General features: G+C 64.6%; 21 protein-coding genes, 2 tRNA genes and 2 pseudogenes. 14 read left to right on the plus strand and 11 right to left on the minus strand.

The genetic code is table 11. The features are described 5' to 3' along the window. The 6 genes and pseudogenes from DKT77_RS18020 to DKT77_RS18045 all read right to left on the minus strand — a co-directional run. A partial coding sequence (locus DKT77_RS18020) for an IS110 family transposase (RefSeq protein ID WP_146205033.1) occupies window positions 1–391 on the minus strand: 391 nt, incomplete at its 3' end. Beyond that, window positions 369–1,139: pseudogene (locus tag DKT77_RS18025) on the minus strand (IS91 family transposase); the annotation flags it as partial. The gene DKT77_RS18020 and the pseudogene DKT77_RS18025, both read right to left, overlap by 23 nt. A gap of 12 nt (window positions 1,140–1,151) precedes the next feature. Continuing rightward, complete coding sequence (locus DKT77_RS18030) at window positions 1,152–2,039, minus strand: tyrosine-type recombinase/integrase (RefSeq protein ID WP_109813052.1); 888 nt, start codon at window positions 2,037–2,039, stop codon at window positions 1,152–1,154. A 310-nt stretch (window positions 2,040–2,349) separates the two neighbouring features. After that, entirely contained in the window at window positions 2,350–2,934 is a 585-nt protein-coding gene (locus DKT77_RS18035; protein WP_109813053.1) for an alpha/beta family hydrolase, read from the minus strand. 60 nt (window positions 2,935–2,994) lie between these two features. After that, window positions 2,995–3,942, minus strand: coding sequence for an MYG1 family protein (locus tag DKT77_RS18040; RefSeq protein WP_109813054.1), 948 nt, complete (start codon window positions 3,940–3,942; stop codon window positions 2,995–2,997). Window positions 3,943–4,139: 197 nt separating this feature from the next. After that, on the minus strand, window positions 4,140–4,451 hold the full coding sequence (locus tag DKT77_RS18045) for an ETC complex I subunit (RefSeq protein ID WP_109813055.1): 312 nt from the start codon (window positions 4,449–4,451) through the stop codon (window positions 4,140–4,142). 160 nt (window positions 4,452–4,611) lie between these two features. Here DKT77_RS18045 and uvrB point away from each other — a divergent pair, with 160 nt between their 5' ends. Then, the gene (uvrB, locus tag DKT77_RS18050) at window positions 4,612–6,792 is read left to right on the plus strand and encodes an excinuclease ABC subunit UvrB (RefSeq protein ID WP_109813056.1); all 2,181 of its coding nucleotides are present in this window, start codon (window positions 4,612–4,614) and stop codon (window positions 6,790–6,792) included. A gap of 104 nt (window positions 6,793–6,896) precedes the next feature. Next, entirely contained in the window at window positions 6,897–7,586 is a 690-nt protein-coding gene (locus DKT77_RS18055; RefSeq protein ID WP_109813057.1) for a hypothetical protein, read from the plus strand. A 38-nt stretch (window positions 7,587–7,624) separates the two neighbouring features. On the opposite strand, the gene DKT77_RS18060 is transcribed toward DKT77_RS18055, so the two are convergent. Continuing rightward, window positions 7,625–8,029, minus strand: coding sequence for a hypothetical protein (locus tag DKT77_RS18060; RefSeq protein ID WP_109813058.1), 405 nt, complete (start codon window positions 8,027–8,029; stop codon window positions 7,625–7,627). A 565-nt stretch (window positions 8,030–8,594) separates the two neighbouring features. On the opposite strand from DKT77_RS18060, the gene DKT77_RS18065 reads away from it, so the two are divergent. Next, window positions 8,595–8,759: a PLD nuclease N-terminal domain-containing protein gene (locus DKT77_RS18065; RefSeq protein ID WP_109813059.1), complete on the plus strand. Its 165-nt coding sequence runs from the start codon at window positions 8,595–8,597 to the stop codon at window positions 8,757–8,759. Continuing rightward, window positions 8,759–9,304 carry a lipocalin family protein gene (locus DKT77_RS18070; RefSeq protein ID WP_109813060.1) on the plus strand — a complete coding sequence of 182 codons (546 nt, stop codon included), beginning with the start codon at window positions 8,759–8,761 and terminating at the stop codon, window positions 9,302–9,304. Before DKT77_RS18065 ends, DKT77_RS18070 begins: the two co-directional genes overlap by 1 nt. Before the next feature lie 498 nt (window positions 9,305–9,802). Here DKT77_RS18070 and gap read toward each other — a convergent pair whose 3' ends face one another. After that, complete coding sequence (gene gap / locus DKT77_RS18075) at window positions 9,803–10,810, minus strand: type I glyceraldehyde-3-phosphate dehydrogenase (RefSeq protein WP_109813070.1); 1,008 nt, start codon at window positions 10,808–10,810, stop codon at window positions 9,803–9,805. Window positions 10,811–10,956: 146 nt separating this feature from the next. Further along, on the minus strand, window positions 10,957–11,667 hold the full coding sequence (gene lipB, locus DKT77_RS18080; RefSeq protein ID WP_274520104.1) for a lipoyl(octanoyl) transferase LipB: 711 nt from the start codon (window positions 11,665–11,667) through the stop codon (window positions 10,957–10,959). Window positions 11,668–11,811: 144 nt separating this feature from the next. Here lipB and DKT77_RS18085 point away from each other — a divergent pair. The 8 genes from DKT77_RS18085 to DKT77_RS18120 all read left to right on the plus strand — a co-directional run bounded on the left by DKT77_RS18085 (window position 11,812) and on the right by DKT77_RS18120 (window position 19,598). Then, window positions 11,812–11,898 (plus strand) — tRNA-Leu (locus DKT77_RS18085). A 192-nt stretch (window positions 11,899–12,090) separates the two neighbouring features. Beyond that, on the plus strand, window positions 12,091–13,122 hold the full coding sequence (locus DKT77_RS18090) for a LacI family DNA-binding transcriptional regulator (protein ID WP_109813062.1): 1,032 nt from the start codon (window positions 12,091–12,093) through the stop codon (window positions 13,120–13,122). 87 nt (window positions 13,123–13,209) lie between these two features. Beyond that, window positions 13,210–14,517, plus strand: a complete 1,308-nt coding sequence (locus DKT77_RS18095) for an ABC transporter substrate-binding protein (RefSeq protein ID WP_109813063.1) — start codon at window positions 13,210–13,212, stop codon at window positions 14,515–14,517. 104 nt (window positions 14,518–14,621) lie between these two features. Continuing rightward, on the plus strand, window positions 14,622–15,491 hold the full coding sequence (locus DKT77_RS18100) for a carbohydrate ABC transporter permease (RefSeq protein ID WP_109813064.1): 870 nt from the start codon (window positions 14,622–14,624) through the stop codon (window positions 15,489–15,491). 10 nt (window positions 15,492–15,501) lie between these two features. Next, a complete protein-coding gene (locus tag DKT77_RS18105; protein ID WP_109813065.1) occupies window positions 15,502–16,332 on the plus strand; it encodes a carbohydrate ABC transporter permease in 831 nt (276 codons plus the stop codon). Between the two features lie 13 nt (window positions 16,333–16,345). After that, window positions 16,346–17,347 (plus strand): ABC transporter ATP-binding protein, encoded by a 1,002-nt coding sequence (locus DKT77_RS18110; protein ID WP_109813066.1) that lies wholly within the window; start codon window positions 16,346–16,348, stop codon window positions 17,345–17,347. Next, a complete protein-coding gene (locus DKT77_RS18115; RefSeq protein ID WP_109813067.1) occupies window positions 17,344–18,117 on the plus strand; it encodes an L-iditol 2-dehydrogenase in 774 nt (257 codons plus the stop codon). Before DKT77_RS18110 ends, DKT77_RS18115 begins: the two co-directional genes overlap by 4 nt. Beyond that, window positions 18,117–19,598: a mannitol dehydrogenase family protein gene (locus DKT77_RS18120; RefSeq protein ID WP_238547997.1), complete on the plus strand. Its 1,482-nt coding sequence runs from the start codon at window positions 18,117–18,119 to the stop codon at window positions 19,596–19,598. The genes DKT77_RS18115 and DKT77_RS18120 overlap by 1 nt, the downstream gene beginning before the upstream one ends. A gap of 13 nt (window positions 19,599–19,611) precedes the next feature. Here DKT77_RS18120 and DKT77_RS18125 read toward each other — a convergent pair whose 3' ends face one another. Beyond that, window positions 19,612–20,499 carry a helix-turn-helix transcriptional regulator gene (locus DKT77_RS18125; protein ID WP_109813069.1) on the minus strand — a complete coding sequence of 296 codons (888 nt, stop codon included), beginning with the start codon at window positions 20,497–20,499 and terminating at the stop codon, window positions 19,612–19,614. A gap of 458 nt (window positions 20,500–20,957) precedes the next feature. On the opposite strand from DKT77_RS18125, the gene DKT77_RS18130 reads away from it, so the two are divergent. Both DKT77_RS18130 and DKT77_RS18135 read left to right on the plus strand, forming a co-directional pair. Further along, complete coding sequence (locus DKT77_RS18130) at window positions 20,958–21,398, plus strand: SAM-dependent methyltransferase (RefSeq protein ID WP_238547998.1); 441 nt, start codon at window positions 20,958–20,960, stop codon at window positions 21,396–21,398. A gap of 755 nt (window positions 21,399–22,153) precedes the next feature. Further along, window positions 22,154–22,230: transfer RNA gene (locus DKT77_RS18135), tRNA-Arg, on the plus strand. 167 nt (window positions 22,231–22,397) lie between these two features. On the opposite strand, the pseudogene DKT77_RS21195 reads toward DKT77_RS18135, so the two are convergent. Next, a pseudogene (locus tag DKT77_RS21195) lies at window positions 22,398–22,889 on the minus strand (DUF1441 family protein); the annotation flags it as partial.

Below are 22,889 nucleotides of genomic sequence, written 5' to 3' on the forward strand. Positions count from 1 at the left end.
GGACGAGCAATTCCCGGACGCGGAAGACGCTGGCCGCCCCCTGCGTTTCTTCGCTCTTCACGGGCACGAAGCGCATGTTCGGTCTCTGCGCAGCTTCGCGGATCGCCTCCGCGTCAGCTGCATCGTTCTTTTGCCGGTTGACGAACGGCTTCACGTAGGCAGGCGGGATCAGTCTGATGTCATGGCCGAGCCGTGCCAGCTCCCGCCCCCAGAAATGGGCGCCACCGCAGGCTTCCATCGCCACGAGACAGGGCGGTAACTTGGCGAAGAACTCAATCACTTGAGCTCTTCTGAGCTTCTTTCGTAAAACAGCTCTGCCTTCGCTGTCTGCGCCGTGGACCTGGAACACATTCTTCGCCAGATCCAGTCCGACCGTGATAATCTCCGACATGACCGCCTCCCAATACGGATTGTTGCGATCCCACCTCGGCACATCGATGCCGCCGGGGGGCGGTTACAGCATCAAAGTCGGCCAGCTCAGCCAGATCGCCGAAGAAGGCCAGCTGACCGGCGCGGTGCAGATCCCTCAGCCCGTCCAGAAACAGGCGTCGAAACAGCCGCGATAGAACCCGCACATGCAGGAAGAACCCCGGCTTGCAGGCAACCCACCTGGTGCCGTCGGGCGACAGGCCGCCACCCGGGACGATCATGTGGATGTGCGGGTGGTGCGTCAGCGCCGATCCCCAGGTGTGCAGCACGCTGGTCATGCCCACCCGTGCGCCCATGCGCTTGGGGTCGGCGGCGATGGTTATCACCGTTTGCGCCGATACCTTGAAAAGCAGCCCGTAGACCGCCCGTTTGTTCGAGTAGGCGATCCGCGCGATCTCCGCCGGAAGGGTGAAGACGACGTGGAAGTATTCCACGGGCAGCAGGTCTTCGGCCCGCGGCGCCATCCAGTCGCGGGCCGCCGGTCCCTGACACTTCGGGCAGTGCCGGTTCTTGCAGGAATTGTAGGCGATGTGGTGATGGCCGCATTCTGCGCAGCCCGCCACATGCCCACCGAGCGCCTCGGTTCGGCAGGCTTCAATCGCCGACATCACCTTGAGCTGAGAGAGGCTGACATGACCGGCATTGGCCTGCCACCAAGCAGGACCATGGGCGCGGAAGATGTCAGCGATCTCCAGCTTCTGACGGGTCACCCCGGCGTCCGGTCACTCTAGGCTTCGCTTCACGGTCTGGTCCTGCAACTTCGCCAACATCTCGTAGGGACTGACCGTGTCGCGGATCGTCTTGGTGGCCACGTGGGTGTATCGCGCGGTGGTTGTCAGCTTGGCGTGGACGAGCAGCACCTGGATCACCCGCACGTAGGTGTTGGCCTCGAGCAGGTGGGTGGCGAAGCTGTGTCGCAGCGTGTGCAGCGTCGCGGGCTTCTTGATGCCCGCCATGTGCTTGGCCGAGGTGAAGGCGCGGTTCAACTGGCGCGGTGAGATCGGGTTGATCTTGGGCTTGCCTGGAAACAGCCAGCCTTCCGGACGCGCCTCGTGCCACCAGGCACGCAGCAACTCCAGCAATCCGGGTGACAGCATCACCTTGCGGTCCTTCTGACCCTTGCCCTCCTCGACGTGGATCAGCATCCGGTCGCTGTCGATGTCGCCGATCTTGAGGTTGCAGACCTCGGCCGCCCGGAGCCCCGCGCCGTGGGAGATGCTGAGCGCGGCACGATACTTGAGCCCAGGCCCCGGTGCTGCCATCAGGATGTCTGACACTTCCTCGACGCTGAAGACTACAGGCAGCTTGCGCGGTTCGGTGCGGGACTGCATGTAGCGCTTCATCTCCTCCCGCCCGCAGGTCATGCCGAAGAAAAACCGCAGTGCCACGATCCGCACGTTGAACGTCGATGGTGTGACCCCGGTGTCGGTCATGTGGAGCTGATAGGCGCGCAGATCCTCCGGCGTCGCCGTGTCGGGTGATCGCCCGAGAAAGGCCGCAAAATCCTTGATTGCCCGGATGTGCGACTTCTGTGCCTTGTCGCCCATCCCGCGGATACGCATGTCTTCGATCATCCGCTGACGAAGCGGGCTTACTCTCTCCTCTGTCATGGGAACCTCCTGTCTGGTGATTGAGAAGGTCCCAATCGTCAGCCAGGTCGGTCAGATCGCATAATGCGCACCGCTGTGGGCGGCTCACTCCATCAGCCAAATGCGCCAATGCCGCGGAGCGGCTTCGTCCTTGGGCCGAATGTTCAACTGAATGACGTCGATCGCGCGGCTCCATCGGCACACAGAGCGGGTCTCGCCTTCGAAGGCTTGCGGCGCGGGTCTTCGCTTCGGTGTCCTCAGGTGGATCCGCCGCCTGGGCTGGGCCGTCGGCTTTAGCTTTCGGGCCGACGGCACGGGCCCCGACCGCAGATCACCTCTCACGGACCCAGGCGGACACCGCGCGGGCCGTATCGGTGAGGAGGTCCTTCAGCGTCTTTCCCGTGACCCGCTTGCGCGGCTTCAGGTCGTGGTCGCCGTCCTTGAGCCAGTGCAGGTGGACAGCCGGCGAGAGCGCGTAGGTCTCGACCGCGTCGCGCGCGCCGAACGGGTCGCGCGTGCCCTGGCAGATCAGCGTCGGGCAGGCGGTCATGGCGAGGGTTTCGCCGCGGCGGCGCTCCGGTTTGCCGGGCGGGTGGAAGGGGAAGCCGAGGCAGAGCAGGCCGGCGATCCGTCCCGCAGCGGGCAGGTCGTCGGCGATCAGGCTGGCGACGCGGCCGCCCATGCTCTTGCCGCCGATGATCAGCGAACCCGCGCAGGCCAGCGCGTCCATGGCATCACGGAATTCCGGCGCGTAGATCTCCGCCTTCCCAGGCGGGCGGCGGGACCCGCCCGCGCGGCGGGCCGCCATGTAGCTGAACTCGAAGCGGGCGACGCGGAGGCCCTCGCTGGCCAGCGTCTCGGCCATGGCCGTCATCCAGGGCGTGTCCATCGGGGCCCCGGCCCCATGCGCGAGCATGAGCGTGGTCTCCGCGGTCTCCGCGCCGGTCAGCAGGACATGCTGACGCTGCCCCGGGGATCACGCGGCGCCGGGGGTGCGCTCAGCCTCGGCGACGGCTAGTTCGGCCATTTTCATGGCGGCCTCGCGCGTCGCGGCCACGGCGATAAAGCGGCCGTTGTGGCAGAACTTCGCCCCCTCGACCCCGCAAACCGCCTCGAGCGCCGCGTCGGTCAGGCCCGCCCAGGGCTCCGGCAGGTCGGCGCGCTGCTCGAAGCTGCCCTCGCGGACGCGGATGCCGCCGATAGCCCAGTCGGTGTCGCGCGGGTTGACCACGAAGAGCAGGTGATCCGCGCCCGCCGCCTCGATGGCCGAGCGGAAGGGCATGCCCATCGGCAGCTCGAGGATACGCGAGGCGCCCGCGTCGCGGATCGCCTGCGTCACCACGGCCTCGGCGCGGCGCTTGGCGGCCTTCCGGGCAAGTGTCGCCTCGACGAAGGCCCGCGCGATGGGCAGCGCGTCCGCGAAGGCTCGGTCGGCGGCCCCGGGGCTGCGATTGTCGAAGACGGGCTTCAGGCTTTCCAGCAACTCCGGCAGCGTCAGCGGCGCGAGCGCTCCCGCGACGCCGGGGTCCATCACGCCGTTATCCACGAGGTCAATTGGCAGCACGAAGCTGCGCTCGAAGCTGGCATGGAGCGCGTCGAGATCGGCCTCCGGCACATCCAGCGCGCGCAGATAGTCGCGGCCGTAATGCCGCCAGATCAGGCCGAAGGCGCTCAGGGGCTGGCCGTCGTCGCGCAGCGGTGCGGGGCGCTGGTGGTGGTCGAAGACGCGCGCCTCGGGATCGTAGGCGCGACCGACGTCGTAGACGACCTTGCCCGCGCCGGGGGCGGTCCAACCGGCGTCGCGGGTTCGGACGATCTCGGCATCGGGGAAGAGCTGGGTGAGGATGACCGAGGACAGCAGCTCATCCGCGTGGAACCCGCCGTCATGCGTGACGAGGTGAGTGATGCAGTCATCTGCAAGCATGGCGGGCGCTCCCCCGGCGCTGGAAATGCAAGAGGCGACCGGTGTGGTCGCCCGCAAAGGTTACACTCGGGAGGCGTGAGGCAGGAGCACTCGCGGAGTCAACATGCTGGGGGCGATAGCCGCTTACCCACCCAATCTTGATCTTCGTGGAAACCTTGACCCAGTTCCGAAGGAACCTAACCCGGATTTACAAACCTTCAGTGCGTCCAGGCGCCGCGCCGGTCGGGGGCGAAATTCTCGCCATAGCCGCGCGGGCGGACGTTTGCCTTGCGGGCCTTGGGTTCCAGCACGGTAGCCTCGATGCCGTTATCCTCGGCATAGCGCATGGCGGCTTCCTTTGTCTCGAAACGGATGCGCACCTGGCTGTTCATGTCCGACGATCCGGTCCAGCCCATCAGCGGATCCACGTCGCGCGGGCTTTCCGGCGCGTATTCCAGCACCCATTCCTTCGTTTTGGCGGTGCCCGACGACATCGCCGTCTTGGCGGGGCGGTAAATTCTGGCCTGCATCCCGAAACTCCTTTTGCGCTGTCGCTAGCATAGCGCGCCGCGCGTGGGAAAGCGACAAAACGCTCAGGCCCCGTTCAGGCCCGGTATCACGCGGCCGGGGCTTGCCCCTTGAAGGCGGGGCGGGCAAAAGCATCTTCTAGAGCCGCGAAAGGAACCCGCCATGGCCCTGACCGACCTCGACCACGCCCACCAGCCCGCGCCCGCGCGCGAGAAGCTTGAAGGGGGCAAGCGCTTCGTGATGCAGACCGAATATTCCGCCGCCGGTGACCAGCCCACCGCCATCGCGGAGCTGTCTTCGGGCGTGATGGCCGGGGAGCAAAACCAGGTGCTGCTGGGTGCGACGGGGACCGGCAAGACCTTCACCATGGCCAAGGTCATCGAGGAAACGCAGCGCCCCGCAATCATCCTCGCGCCGAACAAGACGCTGGCGGCCCAGCTTTACGGTGAGTTCAAGAGCTTCTTTCCTGACAACGCGGTGGAGTATTTCGTCAGCTATTACGACTACTACCAGCCCGAAGCCTATGTGCCCCGGTCGGATACCTATATCGAGAAGGAAAGCCAGATAAACGAACAGATCGACCGGATGCGCCACTCGGCCACCCGTGCGCTTCTGGAGCGGGACGACGTGATCATCGTCGCCTCCGTGTCGTGCATCTACGGCATCGGTTCGGTGGAGACCTATTCCGCGATGACGCAGGACATCATCGTCGGCAACGACTACGACCAGCGCCAGATGATGGCGGATCTCGTGGCGCAGCAGTACCGGCGCAACGACGCCGCCTTCCAGCGCGGCAGCTTCCGGGTGCGCGGCGATGTTCTGGAAGTGTTCCCGGCCCACCTCGAAGACCGCGCGTGGCGCTTTTCATTCTTCGGCGAAGAACTCGAATCGATCACCGAATTCGATCCGCTGACGGGCGAGAAGACCGGAAGCTTCGACAAGATCCGCATCTATGCCAACAGCCACTACGTTACGCCGCGCCCGACGATGCAGCAGGCGGTCCAGCAGATCAAGAAGGAGCTGCGCCAGCGGCTTGACCAGCTTGTCGCCGACGGCCGCTTGCTGGAAGCGCAGCGGCTGGAGCAGCGTACCAATTTCGACATCGAGATGCTGGAAGCCACCGGCGTGTGCAACGGGATCGAGAACTACTCGCGCTACCTGACGGGCCGCGCGCCGGGTGAGCCGCCGCCGACGCTGTTCGAATTCATCCCCGACAACGCCATCGTCTTCGCGGACGAGTCCCACGTTTCGGTTCCGCAGATCGGCGCGATGTACAAGGGCGACTACCGGCGCAAGTTCACCCTTGCCGAACACGGGTTCCGCCTGCCGTCCTGCATGGACAACCGCCCCCTCAAGTTCGAGGAATGGGACGCGATGCGCCCGCAGTCGGTGTTCGTCTCGGCCACGCCTGCCGCGTGGGAGATCGAACAGGCCGGCGGCGTGTTCACCGAACAGGTCATCCGTCCCACCGGCCTGATCGACCCGCAGGTCGAAATCCGCCCGGTCACCATGCAGGTGGACGACCTGCTGGACGAGATCCGAAAGACCGCCGCCAACGGCTACCGCGTGCTGGCCACGGTCCTCACCAAACGCATGGCCGAGGATCTGACCGAATACCTGCACGAACAGGGCGTGCGCGTGCGCTACATGCATTCCGACATCGACACGATCGAACGGATCGAGATCCTGCGCGACCTGCGACTTGGCGCCTTCGACGTGCTGGTCGGCATCAACCTGCTGCGCGAGGGGCTCGACATTCCCGAATGCGGGCTGGTGGCCATCCTCGACGCCGACAAGGAAGGCTTCCTGCGTTCGGAAACCTCGCTGATCCAGACCATCGGGCGCGCGGCGCGGAACTCTGAAGGCAAGGTCATCATGTATGCCGACCGGATCACCGGCAGCATGGAACGCGCCATCGGCGAGACGGACCGCCGCCGCGCAAAGCAGATCGACTACAACGAGGAACACGGCATCACGCCAGAAACGATCCGCAAGAATATCGGCGACGTGATGGCGGGCGTCTACAAGGGCGACACCGACATGGCGCGCGTGACCGCCAAGGTGGACAAGCCGATGGTCGGCGCAAATTTGCAGGCCCATCTCGACGCGCTGCGCGTGGACATGCGCAAGGCGGCCGAGAACCTCGAATTCGAGGAAGCCGCCCGCCTGCGGGACGAGGTCAAGCGGCTTGAGGCAGTGGACCTTGCCGTCCATGACGACCCGCTCGCACGGCAGCAGGCGGTGGAAAAGGCCGCCGAAGAGGCCACCAACGCCTCTGGTCGCTCCACGGCGGGCCGTCCGGGCCAGCGCGGCGGGGTGAAACGGCGCGGCAAGGGGCGCTGACCCCGGCCTTCCGGAACGTAAAGAATCCTTGCGCGCCGCAGCGCTGCGCCACACCGTTCAGGTCAGTCCGTCCGGTTGGCCGGCGGCTTTCAGGAGGGCGGGACATGACACTTTGGATCGGCACCAATCAGGTCGGGTGGGATGCCAACTCTATCGGCTTTCATTCCCTCAACGGCTGCACGGCACTTGTGCTTATGACCGATCATTGGCTCGCCGGGTGGCACGTCGGCGGCGGCAGCGGAACGGGTACCTATCCGAACACCACGAGCAGCAAGGTCACCCATCTGGGCACGGAGTTCCTCACTTATATCCGGGCGATCGGCGCCCACCCATGGCCGGGCGCGGGGCTTGGTGTGATGGCCGGAAACCTGAAAATATGGATCATCTACAACGGTGGCGGCGCTGCGTACTGGCAGGCGGAAATCACCGATTTCGCAAATCTTCTGGGCTTTCATGGCCAAGGGTATGGGTTTGATCTTCTGCCGCATGTCGGCTTGGGCACCAGCTGCGATGTCATTTTCGACAAGGTCGGCAACACCTGTCAGATCCGATACAAGAAAACCGCGAAGATGGCTCATGTCAAACAAACCACCGCACAGATGAATGGATCTCTCCTCAGGACCGTTTACGGCTCGAACCCGATTTCCAAGGATTCCATTGTGCGCCAGCCTGCCACCAAGAATATCGTAAATGAAGAATCGGATTCCGCCGCGATTATCGACACCGGATTCTTCGCAAACCGCGGGCAGATGCACACCGCCGATCAGAACCAGTGGGTGGCGCACAACGTCTAGGCGCGTGACACGGGCCCACGGCAGGGTTGCTTGCGGCATCAGTGCTGCCTCAGACAGCTCCAGTAGTCCATCGGGTCCTTGTAGCGTTCGCAGGCATCCGCCTTGTGCGACCGCCAGAACTTGATCGGGTATGCCCAGAAATTGGCCGGATGCGAAACCGTGGCCGGATCCACGACATTCAGGAACTTTCCGTCGTATCGTGCGCCGTACGTGTAGGGGGCGCCGAAATCGCTATCCAGCGTAAGAGCCTCGTTCCCTGACCAGTAAATTGCGCCCCTGTCTTGTGGCTGTCCGTTGAAATACGCGACGTAACGGTTGCCGTCGACGACATATGCAAGCCCGCTCCTGTCGGTCTTCGACACCCATGTCCCGTCAAGATTTCCTGCCAGCGCGGCTTGGCAACAAAGCAACGCCGCGCTGACCGCCGTCAAGAAACCTTTCATGTCCGCCTCCCTTGATGATGATACAGATTACACCATTTCCGGTAGTGACCCAAGGTAAGGAAGATCGCCGGGGTACTACGACGACAGCTTCATGTGCCTTGTGCGACCCGGGCGCCGGGCACATTCCTGCATGCAGCCGGCGCGTCGAGGCGCCGCACGGCCGCCGCAAAGGTTTCCCCAGACCATCCCTCATACCATGAAGCCGCACGCTGATCCGTATTCTGATCGCCGCCGCTGCCGTTCTGGCCGCTATGCCTATCCTTGCGACAGCCGATGACACCACCGGAACCGTCGTTGCCTTCGATCCTGCCAGCAACGTGCTCCTGCTTCCCGCTCGCACCGTCTGGTTGCTGCCTGCAGGCACCGCCATTCCGTACATCGTCCGGCCGCGCGAGAAGATCCGCTTGCCGTCGGGTCAAATGCCGACAACGGTCGGGGCACTATTGCGCGGGTGGAACGCGCCACGATCCGCCCGGCGGGTTGACACCGCCCGCCCCGTCGCCACCGTGGAACCGGATCGGCCTCCGCGGGTTGGTCCGCACACCATGGAAACGGAGCGCTTTAAATGGAATTCATCCTCGGCCTGATCATCTTCATCGCCGACATCTACGCCATCGTGAAGGTCATCAATTCGGGCGCCGATACCGGCAAGAAGGTGCTTTGGGTGCTGCTCATCGCCATTCTGCCCGTGGTCGGCTTCATCGCGTGGTATCTCGCGGGGCCGAAGTGATGGGCGCGGGACCGCGCCTTGCGCTGGTTCTGGCGCTGCTGGCGGCGCTTGCGGGCTGCGCCGGGTCGGTCTACCGCGACCGGGGTGTGGCGATAAGTACGCAGGCCATCGACCCCGCCCGCTATTCCGGCCTCTGGTATGAAATGGGCCGCTTCCCGGTTCCGTTCCAGCGCGGCTGCGCGGCGACCACGGCGGAATATGCCGTGACCGGGCCGGGCACGCTCAGTGTGGTGAACACCTGCCGCGAAGGCACGCCCTCGGGTCCGGTCCAGCAGATCGTCGGGAGCGCCGAGGTCGTAGGTCCCGGCAAGCTCAGCGTGGAGTTCGACAGCGTGCCCTTCGTCAGCGCGCCCTACTGGGTGCTGTGGGTCGACGAGAGCTATACAACCGCCGTGGTCGGTGTCCCGTCAGGCCGCGCGGGCTGGGTGCTGGCGCGCACGCCGGAAATGTCCCAGTCGCGCTGGATCTCGGCGCTCAACGTGCTGCGGGCGAACGGCTACGATACGTCCAAACTGCTGCGCACGGAACACGGGCCCGCCCGCTGACCGAGCGGTGCCGGGGCTTGCGCGGGTCGGCTGCTCTTACAGCTCCGCCGCACCGGGTGTCCGCCCCGGCCCCTCAGCGCGTTTAGGCCGTTACGCGCGCAGCCGAAGCGCCAGCCGCAATGCCGATCGCTGCCCTTCGACGCTGCGGCCCGACGGCGCCCGCACCGCGCCCAGCCCGCTGCATCCGATGCGGAACCCGGCACACTGACGTGACGGGGCGATTGTCATGCTCAGCCGAGATCTGCGGCCTTGGAAGAACCCCAGCGTCGCGGAACGACGACGCGAACGGTGTCGGCGCCTGTCTTCGGCTGGATCCACTGTCCGTGTGCGGAGCGCGCCGCTTGCCGCCCGTGGGCCGATGCTGCGTGCCAAACCGCGCGCGGGACGACTGCGGAATTCCTGCAAGGCTCCTACAGCTCCACCCCGCAGGCACCTGCGCACAAATGTCGACGGGGCGCAAATGCGCCCCGCTTGTCCGTTCAATAGTATGATTGCAGTTCAGGAAATCAGCTTTCCCATCGCCAGTGCGGTGTCCGCCATGCGGTTCGAGAAGCCCCATTCGTTGTCGTACCAGCTCAGGATCCGGCAATTCCGCCCTCCCATCACCTTCGTCTGGTCCGTCGCGAAAATCGACGAATGCGCGTCATGGTTGAAGTCCATCGACACCAGCTTGTCGTCGGTCGCGCCGAGGATGCCTTTGAGAGGGCCGTCCGCCGCGGCGGCGCGGATCGCGTCATTGATCTCGTCCGGGGTGGTGTCGCGGCTGGCCGCGAAGGTCAGGTCGACCACCGACACGTTGGGCGTCGGTACGCGGATCGCGACGCCGTCCAGCTTGCCGTTCAGATCGGGCAGAACCAGCCCGACCGCCTTCGCCGCGCCGGTCGAGGTCGGGATCATGCTCATCGCCGCCGCGCGCGCGCGATAGAGATCCTTGTGCATCGTGTCCAGCGTGGGCTGATCGCCCGTGTAGCTGTGGATGGTGGTCATGAACCCCCATTCGATGCCGACGAGGTCGTGCAGCACCTTGGCGACGGGCGACAGGCAGTTTGTGGTGCAGGACGCGTTCGACACCACCGTGTCCTCCGCCGTGAGCGTGTCATGGTTCACACCGTAAACGATGGTCTTGTCCGCGCCCGATGCCGGAGCCGAGACGAGCACCCGCGCCGACCCGTTCTCAAGGTGCAACGCGGCCTTGTCGCGCGCGGTGAAGATGCCGGTGCATTCCAGCGCCACATCCACGCCCGCCCAGGGCAACTCGCGCGGGTCGCGCAGCGCGGTGACCTTGATCGGGCCGCGTCCCACGTCGATCCAGTCCTCGCCGGTCTTGACCTCGCCGGGATAGCGACCGTGCACGCTGTCATAGCGTAGAAGATGTGCATTCGTCTCTACCGGGCCGAGGTCATTGATCGCAACGACCTCCACATCGGTCCGCCCGCTTTCGGCGATTGCGCGCAGAACATTCCGTCCAATCCGCCCGAACCCGTTGATCGCAAGTTTGATGGTCATGAAGCCCTCCATGCCTGTGTGGCGCTGTTATCGCTAACTCCCGCAAATGAGGCTTCAGGTCAAGGCTCGCGATCCGCGGACCGTCGGATCGGCGGATTTGCCCTCTGCCGCAATGCCCTTCGGGCTGCAGACCGGGCCTTGTCGCGTTACAGCGTGCCGAACGGGCAGGTCCGGCGCAGGGCGACGTCCACATCGTCCATCGTGACCGGCAGCCCGAGGTCCACAAGGCTCGTGACGCCGTGGTCGCGGATGCCGCAGGGCACGATGCCGTCGAAATGGGTCAGGTCCGGGTCCACGTTGATCGACACGCCGTGAAAACTCACCCATTTGCGCAGTCGCAGGCCTATGGCGGCGATCTTGTCCTCGCGCGGGGTGCCATCGGGCAGGGGCGGCTTGTCGTGACGCACCACCCAGACGCCCACCCGCCCGCGGCGCCTTTCACCCTTGACGTTGAATTCGGCCAGCGTGGCGATCACCCAGTCTTCGACCTCGGCCACGAATGCGCGCACGTCGCGGCCCCGCGCGCTGATGTCCAGCATGACGTAGGCCACGCGTTGTCCCGGCCCGTGATAGGTGTACTGCCCGCCGCGCCCGGCGTCATAAACCGGGAAACGGTCCGGATCGGTCAGGTCAGCCGGGTTTGCGCTGGTCCCGGCGGTATAGAGCGGTGGATGTTCCAGCAGCCAGATCTGTTCGGAAGCGGTGCCCGCACGGATTGCGGCGGCACGCGCTTCCATGTGCGCCAGCGCGTCGGGGTAGGGCACTCGGATGTCCGAAACGGTCCAGTCCACCATGGGGGTTCCTTCGTATGATGCGCACGGACGGCGCTTGCCCGGCCCGGCGGCGTTGCGGGGCATGCTTGTGTGTGCCTCGCCGGGCCCGCTTGTTTCACCGGTCACACATACGCCAGACTGGCGGAACGGGGACAGGGCAAAATCGCTGAAAAAAGCACTTCACAACCCGGAAGCGGCCGGCTAAACCCCGCGCACTGTCAGGCAAGTGCGGTCGTGGCGGAATTGGTAGACGCGCAGCGTTGAGGTCGCTGTGGGGTAACTCCCGTGGAAGTTCGAGTCTTCTCGACCGCACCAGACAGACCCCCGAAAATGTTTGGTGGACGACGCGCAGCGCCCGAGGGCGACTGCGCCGCCGTGCCTGGCACTGACCTCTCTGACCTTCTGGACTTTCGGCAGGACATGGCCTGAGATTGACAGAGCGGAAGAACCCGTGGTTTCTTTTCACGCGTAAACGCGCGGCGGCGCACGGTGGGTCGGAGAGGGCGGATGGGACAGCAACGGGTACGAACGATGGAGGAGCTGGCATCGGTCAGCGGCATATCGCGCCCGACCTTGTCCAAGTACTTCAACGACCCGAATTCAGTCAGGCAGACCACCCGTGCGCGGATCGAAACGGCGCTGGAGCGATACGACTACACCCCCAACGTGTACGCGATCAATCAGAACCGCAACCTGACGCGTAATATCGGGATCGTTGTGCCGTTCCTTGCCGACCCGTTCTTCGCCGAGGTCGCGCGCAACCTGGAACTGCTCTGCGGCGGGTCCGGCTTCAACCCCATCCTGCTGAGCTCGCACGGCGATCCGGATCGCGAGGTCGCCAATCTGGAGAGCTTGAGGGGAATTCGTCCGGCGGGCGTGCTGCTTGCCCCAATGGGTCGCCGGTCGCATCACGACGCGCTGGATGCGTTCTGCCGGGATGTGCCGACGGTCCTTTTTGACTGCGACGTGGACAGCGTCGGCGATGCGATGTTCGGCACAGACCACTTCCAAAGCACTGGTATGATTGTGGAATATCTTGCCCGGACAGGTGAGCCTCCGGCCCTGTTCGAGATGGGCAACGCGCCGAACCCCAACGCGAACAAGCGCAGGGCCGCCTATGAGGCGGCGATGCGCAAGTTGGGGCACGCACCGATGCTGCTGGTCGCCGACGGGGTCGGCTGGGCGTTCGAGGAAATCGCGCACCGGGAAGCTAGCCGGATGATCGCGGCGCGAAGCCTGCCGACCGATACGGTGTTCTGCAGCAACGACCGGCTTGCCATCGGTTTTCTGGCGGCCGCCTATGAGCAGGGTCTGCGGGTCGGTGTGGGCACCGGTTGCGCGCTGCGTGTGGCGGGCCACGACGACCATCCATTCTCGCGGTTCACCTGTCCGTCGTTGACGACGGTCTCGCAGGCTTATGACCAGATCGCCGGCCGCAGCCTAGACCTTTTGCTGTCGATCATCGCGTCAGGCGAGCGGCCCGGCACCAAGGCAACGACCCTGTTCGATGGATCGCTTGTCATGCGGACATCGGCATAAATTATCGCGCGTAAAATTTATTGTTGACGCGAATCTGTGCTTCGGCGTAGACCGAGTGCACTACATCCAAGCTCAGGGAGGATACGGATGTCACTCAAGCGCGTTCTCGGCGCCACCACGGCGCTTACCTTGTGCACGGCTGCGGCCGTCGCTCAGGACACGACGATCACGATCGCTACCGTCAACAACGGCGACATGATCCGCATGCAGGGCTACACCGACACGTTCACGTCCCAGACCGGGATCGGCGTCGAGTGGGTCACGCTTGAAGAAAACGTGCTTCGGCAGCGCGTCACCACCGACATCACGACCCGCGGCGGCCAGTTCGACATCATGACCATCGGCATGTATGAAACCCCGATCTGGGGCGCCAACGGCTGGCTGGTGCCGCTCGACGATCTGTCTGCCGAATACGACGTACAAGATATCCTGCCCGCCATGCGTGACGGCTTGAGCCATGACGGCACACTGTATGCCGCGCCGTTCTACGGCGAAAGCTCCATGGTGATGTACCGCACCGATCTGATGGAAAAGGCCGGGCTTGAAATGCCCGATGCGCCGACCTGGCAGTTCATCCGCGAAGCCGCGGCGGCGATGGACAACGATGCCGAGGACATCAACGGGATCTGCCTGCGCGGCAAGGCCGGCTGGGGCGAGGGCGGAGCCTTCATCACCGTGACAGCCAATTCTTTCGGCGCACGCTGGTTCGACGAGGACTGGACCCCGCAGTTCGATCAGCCCGAGTGGAACGAGGCGCTGAGCTTCTTCGTAAATCTGATGAACGACTATGGCCCCGCAGGCTACGCGACCAATGGCTTCAACGAGAACCTTTCGTTGTTCCAGCAAGGCAAGTGCGGCATGTGGATCGACGCGACGGTCGCGGCCTCCTTCGTGACCAACCCGGCCGATTCCACTGTCGCGGACCATGTCGGCTTCGCGCTTGCGCCGAACGCCGAGGGCGTCGACAAGCGCGCGAACTGGCTCTGGGCATGGGCGCTGGCGATCCCGGCGGGCACGCAGAAGGCCGATGCCGCCAAGCAGTTCATCGAGTGGGCCACCTCGAAGGACTACATCGAGCTGGTCGCGGAGAACGAAGGCTGGGCCAATGTGCCGCCGGGTGCGCGCACGTCGCTCTACGAGACGCCGGAATATCAGGAAGTGCCGTTCGCGGAAAAGACGCTGCAGTCGATCAATGCGGCCGACCCGACCAATCCGACCGTCGATCCGGTGCCCTATGTCGGTATCCAGTTCGTCGCGATCCCCGAATTCGCCGGTCTGGCCACGCAGGTCAGCCAGGAATTCTCGGCGGTCTATGCCGGCCAGCAGACGGTGGAACAGGCGCTTGAAAAGGCGCAGGCCATCGCCACCGAGGAAATGGAAGCCGCAGGCTACTGACGCCGTTCCTCCCTGCGGGCGGCCATGTGCCGCCCGCGACTTCTTCGCCATTCCCCGTCACGCGACTGAACAGGCCACGCGCCTGACCAGAAAGGCTTTGGCTCATGGCCACTCAGCATTCCCGCTCCGCCGCGCGCTTCATGATGGCACCCGCCGTGATCCTGCTCCTCGGCTGGATGCTGGTGCCCCTGACGATGACCCTGTGGTTTTCGTTCCGCAACTACTTCCCGCTTCGTCCCGACCGCGTGCCGGGCTGGGCCGGCTTTTCCAACTTCGAACGGTTCATTTCATCCAGCGCCTTCTGGCCCAGCGTGCAGACCACGCTTGTGATCGTGGGCGGCGTGCTGGTGATCACCATCGTTTTAGGTGTGGCGCTTGCGCTGCTGCTCGACCAGCCCATGTGGGGGCAGGGCATCGTGCGGATCCTCGTCATTGCGCCCTTTTTCGTCATGCCGACCGTGTCCGCGTTGGTTTGGAAGAACATGTTCATGGATCCGACGAACGGCCTTCTGGCACATTTGTGGCGCTTTTTCGGGGCAGAACCGCTGGCCTGGCTGTCCGAAGCGCCCACCGTGTCCATCGTGATGATCGTGTCGTGGCAATGGCTGCCCTTCGCTACGCTGATCCTTCTGACTGCGGTGCAGTCGCTGGACGGTGAGCAACTCGAAGCGTCCGAAATGGACGGCGCAAGCCCGCTCTCGCGCTTCTACCACATCATCCTGCCCCATCTCAGCCGAGCGATCACGATCGTGGTGCTGATCCAGACAATTTTCCTTCTGTCGATCTTTGCGGAGATCTACGTGACCACCGGCGGCGCCTTCGGCACCCGGACGCTGACCTACCTGATCTTCCAGCGCGTTCTCGAAAGCCAGAATGTCGGGCTGGGAAGCGCTGGCGGGGTCTATGCCATCATCCTTGCAAACATCGTTGCCATCTTCCTGATGCGCATCGTCGGCAAGAACCTGGACCGCTGAGGAGCCCATCATGGCACGCGCTGTCACCCCCCGCCGCAAGGCCCTGAACACCGCCATCTCCTGGGCCGTGGGTCTGCTGATCTTCTTCCCGATCCTGTGGACTATCCTCACCAGCTTCAAGACAGAGGCGGAGGCCATCGCCGACCCGCCCCTGTTCCTGAACTTCAGCTGGACGCTCGAAAACTACGCCGTGGTGCAGGAGCGTTCCGACTATATGCGCTTCCTTTGGAACTCGGTTATCATTGCGGGCGGATCCACCGTTCTCGGCGTGATGATCGCGGTCCCCGCCGCGTGGTCGATGGCTTTCGTGCCCTCGCGGCGCACAAAGGACATCCTGCTCTGGATGCTGTCGACCAAGATGCTGCCCGCAGTCGGTGTGCTTTATCCGATCTACCTGATCTGCATCGAATTCGGTCTGCTTGATAGCCGCGCGGCGCTTGTCGTGATCCTGATGCTGATCAACCTTCCGATCATCGTGTGGATGCTATACACATATTTCCGCGAAATTCCTGGCGAGATCCTGGAAGCTTCGCGGATGGACGGCGCCGGCCTCAAGGAAGAAATCCTCTACGTGCTGACGCCCATGGCGATACCCGGCATCGCCTCCACGCTGCTTCTGAACTTTATCCTCGCGTGGAACGAAGCCTTCTGGACGCTGAACCTGACGGCTGCGAACGCGGCCCCGCTGACAGCTTTCATCGCCAGTTATTCCAGCCCCGAAGGCCTGTTCTACGCCAAACTCAGCGCGGCCTCGACCATGGCCATCGCTCCGATCCTCATCCTCGGCTGGTTCAGCCAGAAACAACTCGTGCGCGGCCTCACCTTCGGCGCGGTCAAGTAAAGGAAACAGACCCATGGGACAGATCACGCTTGAGAAGGTGACGAAACGGTTCGGAGACGTGGAGGTGATCCCGCCGCTGGACCTGACCATCGAAGACGGCGAATTCTGCGTCTTCGTCGGCCCGTCCGGTTGCGGAAAATCCACGCTTCTGCGGCTGATTGCAGGACTGGAGGACATCACGTCGGGTGTTATCGGCATCGATGGCAACGACGCATCGAGAACGCCGCCCGCAAAGCGCGGTCTGGCAATGGTTTTCCAGTCCTACGCGCTTTATCCGCACATGTCGGTCCGCAAGAACATCGCGTTCCCCATGAAGATGGCGGGCGTGCCCCAGGACGAGCAGGCGCGGCGGATCGACTCTGCGGCCAAGGCGCTCAACCTGACAGACTATCTCGACCGGCGGCCGGGCCAATTGTCCGGTGGCCAGCGCCAGCGCGTCGCCATCGGGCGCGCCATCGTGCGCGAACCGGCCGCGTTCCTGTTCGACGAACCGCTCTCCAACCTCGATGCCGCGCTGCGCGTCGGCATGCGGCTGGAGATCAGTGAACTGCACGAGCGGCTCAAGACGACCATGATCTACGTCACCCACGACCAGGTGGAGGCGATGACCATGGCCGACAAGATCGTCGTGCTGCGGGCCGGGCACATCGAACAGGTCGGCACGCCGCTCGAACTCTATCGGGCGCCGCGCAACCTGTTCGTGGCCGGTTTCATCGGGTCGCCCAAGATGAACCTCATAGAAGGCGACGCAGCGCGGCAGCATGATGCCGCAACCATCGGTGTCCGGCCCGAACATATCGATGTTGTCGACGACGGGCCGTGGCAAGGCAAAGTCGGCGTGGCCGAGCATCTGGGATCCGACACGTTCCTGCATGTGCACGGCACCGGGCTTGCGGATATCGTGACCGTGCGCGCCACGGGCGAGGTCGGGTTGCGGCATGGCGATACCGTGTCGTTGGCCCCGCGCGCCGAGCACATTCACCGCTTCGACGCGTCCGGCCTGCGGATCGCGTGATGCGTCTGTCGGGAAAAACGGCCCTTATCACCGGCGCGGCCCGCGGCATCGGGCTGGCCTTCGCCCGGGCCTACGTGGCCGAAGGCGCCCGCGTCGCGATTGCGGACATCGATCTGGCCCGCGCCCGAAATGCCGCAAGCGAGATCGGCGAGGCGGCTGTGGCGGTGGAAATGGATGTTGCGACGGAAACCGGGGTCGATGCGGGTGTCAGCGCGGCGATCGCCGCGCTGGGGCGGATAGACATTCTGATCAACAACGCCGCGATCTTCACCGCCGCCCCCATCGTCGAGATCGACAGGGATGCGTATCGCCGCGTCTTTGACATCAACTTCGGCGGCACGTTGTTCACGCTGCAGGCGGTCGCGCGCCACATGATCGATCGGGGCATCAAGGGCCGGATCATCAACATGGCCAGTCAGGCCGGGCGCCGCGGCGAACCGCTGGTGGCGGTCTACTGCGCATCGAAGGCGGCCGTCATCTCGCTCACGCAGTCGGCCGGGCTTGACCTGATCCGGCACGGCATCAACGTGAACGCGATTTCGCCCGGCGTGGTGGATGGCGAACACTGGGACGGCGTGGATGCGTTCTTTGCCCGCTACGAAGGCAAGGCTCCGGGCCAGAAGAAGGCCGAGGTCGGCGCCGCCGTCCCCTTCGGCCGCATGGGCGTTCCCGAGGATCTGACCGGCATGGCCGTCTTCCTGGCCAGCGACGAAGCTCGCTACGTGGTTGCCCAGACTTATAATGTGGATGGCGGACAATGGATGAGCTGATGACCAAAGACCCCGTTCCGCTGCGGCGCGCCGCGCTTGGCGATCTTCCCGGCACCATCGCACGCCCCGACTACGATGCAGCGCACCTGTCGCCGGGGATCGTTCATATCGGCGTGGGCAATTTTCACCGGGCTCACCAGGCCTGGTACTTGCACCGGCTGATGCAGCAGGGCCTCGCGCGGGACTGGGCAATCGTTGGCGCGGGCGTGCGCCCGGACGATGCGGCGATGCGTGACCGTCTGCGCGCGCAGGACTGCCTGACGACGCTGATCGAACTTGGGCCGGATCACTCCAAGGCCGAGGTTTGCGGATCGATGATCGATTTCCTGCCGGTTGAGCCGGACAATGCCGCACTGATCGCGCAGATGGCTGATCCGGCGATCCGCATCGTGTCGCTGACGGTGACCGAAGGCGGGTATTTCGTGAACCCGGCGACAGGGGCTTTCGATCCGGGCCATCCCGACATCGCGCATGACGCGGCCAATCCGGCCACGCCGCGCACCGCGTTCGGCGCCATCGTGGCTGCGCTGCGGCTGCGCCGCGATGCGGGGGCGGGCCCGTTCACTGTGCAGAGTTGTGACAATTTGCGGGGCAACGGGGCGATCACGCGCGATGCCGTCGTCGGTCTTGCGCGGCTTGGCGACCCCGATCTGGGTGACTGGATCGCTGCGCATTGCACGTTCCCGAACTCGATGGTCGATTGCATCGTACCGGCCACCGGCCCGGCCGAGATCGCCGCAGTGCGCGCCCTGGGCGTCGACGATGCTGCGCCGGTCACGCACGAGAACTTCCGCCAATGGGTCATAGAGGACGCTTTCTGCGCTGGGCGGCCCGACTGGGACAAGGTGGGGGCCACCTTCTCGGACAATGTGCATGACTACGAGACCATGAAGATCCGAATCCTGAATGCCGGGCACCAGGTCCTTGCCAATGCAGGCGAGTTACTGGGTGTGGCGACCATCGCCGACTGCATGGCCCATCCGCAGATCCGGCCGTTCTGGCGCCGGGTCGAACAGGATGAGATCGTGCCTCATGTCGTGCCGGTTCCTGACATGGCCCCTGCGGACTATGCCGACTTGATCGAAACCCGCTTCGCCAACCCGAACATCCGCGACACCACGCGGCGGGTGGCGTTCGACGGCTCCTCGCGCCATGCGGGGTTCGTGCTTCCAGTCCTGCGCGAGGCGCTCGCCGCGGATGCGCCGGTGGACGGGATTGCGCTTGTCGAAGCGCTCTGGGCGCGGATGTGCGCGGGCACGCGGGAGGACGGTTCGAAGATCGCCGCCAACGATCCGCACTGGGACGCGCTGCGCGCCGCCGCGGTGGCTGCGCGCGACACCCCGGCAAGTTGGCTGGCGCAGACCAGTATCTATGGGGATCTCGGGCAGGCACCGCGTTTCGCCGATGCGTTCGATCGCTGGTTGCGGATGATCTGGGATCAAGGCACCGCCGCGGCGCTGGAGGCCTACGCCCGCTCGTAGGCCGGTTGCCGGGTCACCCATTCCAGAGAACAGTGCCCGGCGCATTCAAAGCATACCCGCCAAGCGCGGCAGCACGCGCGGCGAAATTCTCGCCGCGCAGGAACCCGAGAAGGGTCTGCAGCGCGGGGTCGAACCACGCCTTGCGATCTACCAGCAGCGCGAATTCCTCGTCCATCAGCGGCAGAAAGTCGAGACCATAGGCCCGCGCCACAGCCTCCAGACCGAAGGCGACATCGGCCGTGCCGCGCCGCACGCTTTCCACCGCGTCGTCTTCAGTTCGTGCGACAGGGGCAAGCGGCACATCTGCGAGGTCCAGTCCCGCCTGCGCCGCCAGATCGCGGAACAGTCCGCTGGTGCCTGATTCCGCTTGCCGTGGTGCCAGCCGCAGGCCGGCCACATCCGCAAGGCTGGCCGGGGCAGGGCCATCGGGCCGGAACACAAGACCGCGCATCCGCCGACTGAATGTCACCAGGACCGCGTTCTGCCCCGCCGCCGCGCGCGATACCGCGGTGACATTCCATGTGCCGCTGGCAGGGTCGTGCACATGCAGACCGCAGGCCACGCCTTCGCCGCGTGTGAAGCGTTCCAGCCCGTCCAGCGAACCATCGAAGTATGTGGCAAGCCCGCAACGCGAGTCGCGTATCGCCCAGTCCAGAAGTGGGTCGTGACTGCCGAGAAAGATGGGCGGGCGGGCTGGGTTGGCCACGGTTCCCCCGCTCTTCGCGCTTTCGATCCACGCCCGGATCTCGCGTGCGGGAAAAAGCAGCTTGCCGGTCGCTCGGGAGCAGGGCACCTCGCCCGAGGCGGCCAGATCGTAGATCTTGCGCTCTTTCAGGCGGAGGAGTTCCGCCAGTTCCCGTACCGTGAGAAATTCGTGATCGGAAAACGCCGTGTTCGCCATACTGCCTTCGTCCGGGCGGCCGAGCGCCGCTTGATATAGTCTATCAGCTTTCCGCTGCGTTCGGAAAGAAGTTGCGGTCCGCCAAAGGTGCAGCCGTCGAGCGCGCCAAGGTGTGGCGGCGGACAAAGACCCCGGGGGCGCCCCTGTCCAAATCCGAACTGCGCGCCTTGAGGTTACGCCGGTTTTGCGGCGCGGGGGCGATCAGGATGCTGCGTTTGCGCTTCGAAGGCCTGCACCGCGTCCGAGGTGCCGGGGTTGCTGCGTGACAGCGGATGCCTTGAGCGGTCGCCTGCCGGGGACTGGACAGCGATGCCAGGCTGAGAAATGCTTCACGTGCGGTGGCGCGGACCATTGCCCGGTCGGGGCATCGGGACGTCAGCAAGGGTGGGGTAGGAAAAATCGCAGACGACTCTGGCATCGAGACTTCGACTCAAGCCCTGCGCCTGAACGAGCAGGTAGTGCAACTCGCGCCGCCCGACGATGCGCGGCTGCGCTTTATCGGTCGCATCCGCACGCCTTGGCCCGATCGGGCGGCCTGCCCGCGTCAGGGCAGCCCGGACGGTCCGGAATGTCGACTTGAACTGGATCCTTGCTGGCATGCCGCGCTGGCCGGTCTGGCGGCATATCCAGCGATCGAGGTTCTGTATTGGCTGGACCGGAGCCGCCGCGACCTTGTCGTGCAGTGTCCGGCTTCTGACGGGCGCGGGTTTGGCACTTTCGCGCTCCGTTCTCCGGTGCGGCCCAATCCGATCGGAACGGCGCTGGTGCGGCTGGTCGGGATCGCGGGCGGGGTGGTCACGGTGCGTGGCCTCGACTGCGTGGACGGCACACCCCTGCTGGACCTGAAACCGGACCGCGCGCTTTTCACACCCAAGGCGCCGCCGAAAGCCGCGCCATGAGGGGATTGATGGCCCGATGGTCTGCTGAACAAGACAGATCGCCTTCCCGCGCTTTCTTGGTTTGCGACAGATCACTGTCGGCGCCGGTGCATCGGGGATGTCGCGGATAACGCGAGCCGCGTGAATGCGGTTGGGGCCATTCGCGTGAACGTCATCGCCCGGAAGTCGGCGCACTGTTCGGCCGACGGAAGGCGTGCACCACAAGGAACAGAACGGTTTGCGGAAAACGGCCTCTGGCAGGGAGCCAAACTTTGGCGGCACATACCGCTCGACACCTCTGTCTCGACGCGAGGGCGCAGGCGCGGGCCGGTATCCTTCTCGCCGGACTGGTGGCATGTTCGTAGGTGGCGCGCAACTTGCCAGCGATCGTCATGCACGAGCGGTGGGCAGTCTCTCGGCGAACATCCAATCGGTTCGGGCTTTGCGCCAAGACTGGCGCGAATTCCGCCAAAGGACGGACGAAAACGCGCCGAACGATACGCAATCCCCCTCTGGCCCGGGCCGTATTGACCTGCCGCGCGCCGGAAGAACGACGGTGAGCAGAGGCCGCACCTTCGCGACCGACCGTTGTCGTGCGCCGTTCCGCATCGGTGCGCGATACTTCCGCGATGAATGCAAAGAGCATCATCCGGTCGGCGGGTCTGAGAGCCTCCGTTTCGACGGGTTTCTGGACATCGGCAGGGTTGCGTGCCGGACGCGATGGTTTAAGACTTCGTTCGCACCGCGCGCCGAATACGGCGTGTCGCACAAGGCGCGGCCCCGTGGCTCAATCGGATAGAGCAGCCCCCTCCTAAGGGGCAGGTTGCAGGTTCGAATCCTGCCGGGGTCGCCACCATTGCCATATTGTAAACGGATCATAAGTGTGCACGAAAAGCGGTTTTTTCGTGCACACCGTGTCAAGTACTTTTTGCTCAGGCTTCGAGAGTTTCTTCTAAGTTCAATTTGAGGAACGAAGTTTCTGCTTCGATACTGTGTGCTGGATGTCTTCGACAGCCTTCGTCATTCCACGTCTCGTTGTCCTGTCGCGCTCGGCGCCAACGCCGAGAATGCCTCCGTTCTGAGGTAGACCGTACCGTCTGAGCATTCTCCGTGGGTGAAGGGCGTTACCCCGAAGGCCAGAAGCCGCGTCTTTAGTGTGTTCCGATGCAGGTTTGTGGCCGCTGACAGAGACGTCAGTGTCACGAACCTGTCGTGGAATGCCGCGATGTCCGCCGGGCGAAACCGGTACCTGTTGCGGCCAGTGGACGGAGACACGACAGGCAGCGCCGGGGTGTGGCCGGCCTCGACCAGCGAGACGAGATCGCCGGTGTCGCGCAAACCGATGGACCGTCCGAAGCCTGATACGGACAACGAGCCCAGAAGATCGCTCCGTGGTGATAGCTCGTCCGGCGACGCCTCGCTGAACGCCTCGATGCGCGCTATCGGCACCACGATCGCGTGGAAACCGTGGTTTCCCGCGCGCCGACCGACCGGAAGGCCACCGTCGCGAAT

Origin of the sequence: Meridianimarinicoccus roseus, from assembly GCF_003172915.1 — a bacterium.
GTDB classification, from domain to species: Bacteria; Pseudomonadota; Alphaproteobacteria; order Rhodobacterales; family Rhodobacteraceae; genus Meridianimarinicoccus; species Meridianimarinicoccus roseus.

Bases quoted from the DNA above. Each gene is read 5' to 3' on its own strand.
- DKT77_RS18070 (WP_109813060.1), top strand. From the start codon at position 8,759: ATGGGCGCGGGACCGCGCCTTGCGCTGGTTCTGGCGCTGCTGGCGGCG.
- DKT77_RS18095 (WP_109813063.1), top strand. From the start codon at position 13,210: ATGTCACTCAAGCGCGTTCTCGGCGCCACCACGGCGCTTACCTTGTGC.
- DKT77_RS18040 (WP_109813054.1), bottom strand. From the start codon at position 3,942: ATGCTTGCAGATGACTGCATCACTCACCTCGTCACGCATGACGGCGGG.
- DKT77_RS18060 (WP_109813058.1), bottom strand. From the start codon at position 8,029: ATGAAAGGTTTCTTGACGGCGGTCAGCGCGGCGTTGCTTTGTTGCCAA.
- DKT77_RS18100 (WP_109813064.1), top strand. From the start codon at position 14,622: ATGGCCACTCAGCATTCCCGCTCCGCCGCGCGCTTCATGATGGCACCC.
- DKT77_RS18065 (WP_109813059.1), top strand. From the start codon at position 8,595: ATGGAATTCATCCTCGGCCTGATCATCTTCATCGCCGACATCTACGCC.
- DKT77_RS18120 (WP_238547997.1), top strand. From the start codon at position 18,117: ATGACCAAAGACCCCGTTCCGCTGCGGCGCGCCGCGCTTGGCGATCTT.
- DKT77_RS18105 (WP_109813065.1), top strand. From the start codon at position 15,502: ATGGCACGCGCTGTCACCCCCCGCCGCAAGGCCCTGAACACCGCCATC.
- DKT77_RS18110 (WP_109813066.1), top strand. From the start codon at position 16,346: ATGGGACAGATCACGCTTGAGAAGGTGACGAAACGGTTCGGAGACGTG.
- DKT77_RS18030 (WP_109813052.1), bottom strand. From the start codon at position 2,039: ATGACAGAGGAGAGAGTAAGCCCGCTTCGTCAGCGGATGATCGAAGAC.
- uvrB (WP_109813056.1), top strand. From the start codon at position 4,612: ATGGCCCTGACCGACCTCGACCACGCCCACCAGCCCGCGCCCGCGCGC.
- DKT77_RS18045 (WP_109813055.1), bottom strand. From the start codon at position 4,451: ATGCAGGCCAGAATTTACCGCCCCGCCAAGACGGCGATGTCGTCGGGC.
- DKT77_RS18035 (WP_109813053.1), bottom strand. From the start codon at position 2,934: ATGCTCGCGCATGGGGCCGGGGCCCCGATGGACACGCCCTGGATGACG.
- lipB (WP_274520104.1), bottom strand. From the start codon at position 11,667: ATGCCCCGCAACGCCGCCGGGCCGGGCAAGCGCCGTCCGTGCGCATCA.
- gap (WP_109813070.1), bottom strand. From the start codon at position 10,810: ATGACCATCAAACTTGCGATCAACGGGTTCGGGCGGATTGGACGGAAT.
- DKT77_RS18055 (WP_109813057.1), top strand. From the start codon at position 6,897: ATGACACTTTGGATCGGCACCAATCAGGTCGGGTGGGATGCCAACTCT.
- DKT77_RS18125 (WP_109813069.1), bottom strand. From the start codon at position 20,499: ATGGCGAACACGGCGTTTTCCGATCACGAATTTCTCACGGTACGGGAA.
- DKT77_RS18090 (WP_109813062.1), top strand. From the start codon at position 12,091: ATGGGACAGCAACGGGTACGAACGATGGAGGAGCTGGCATCGGTCAGC.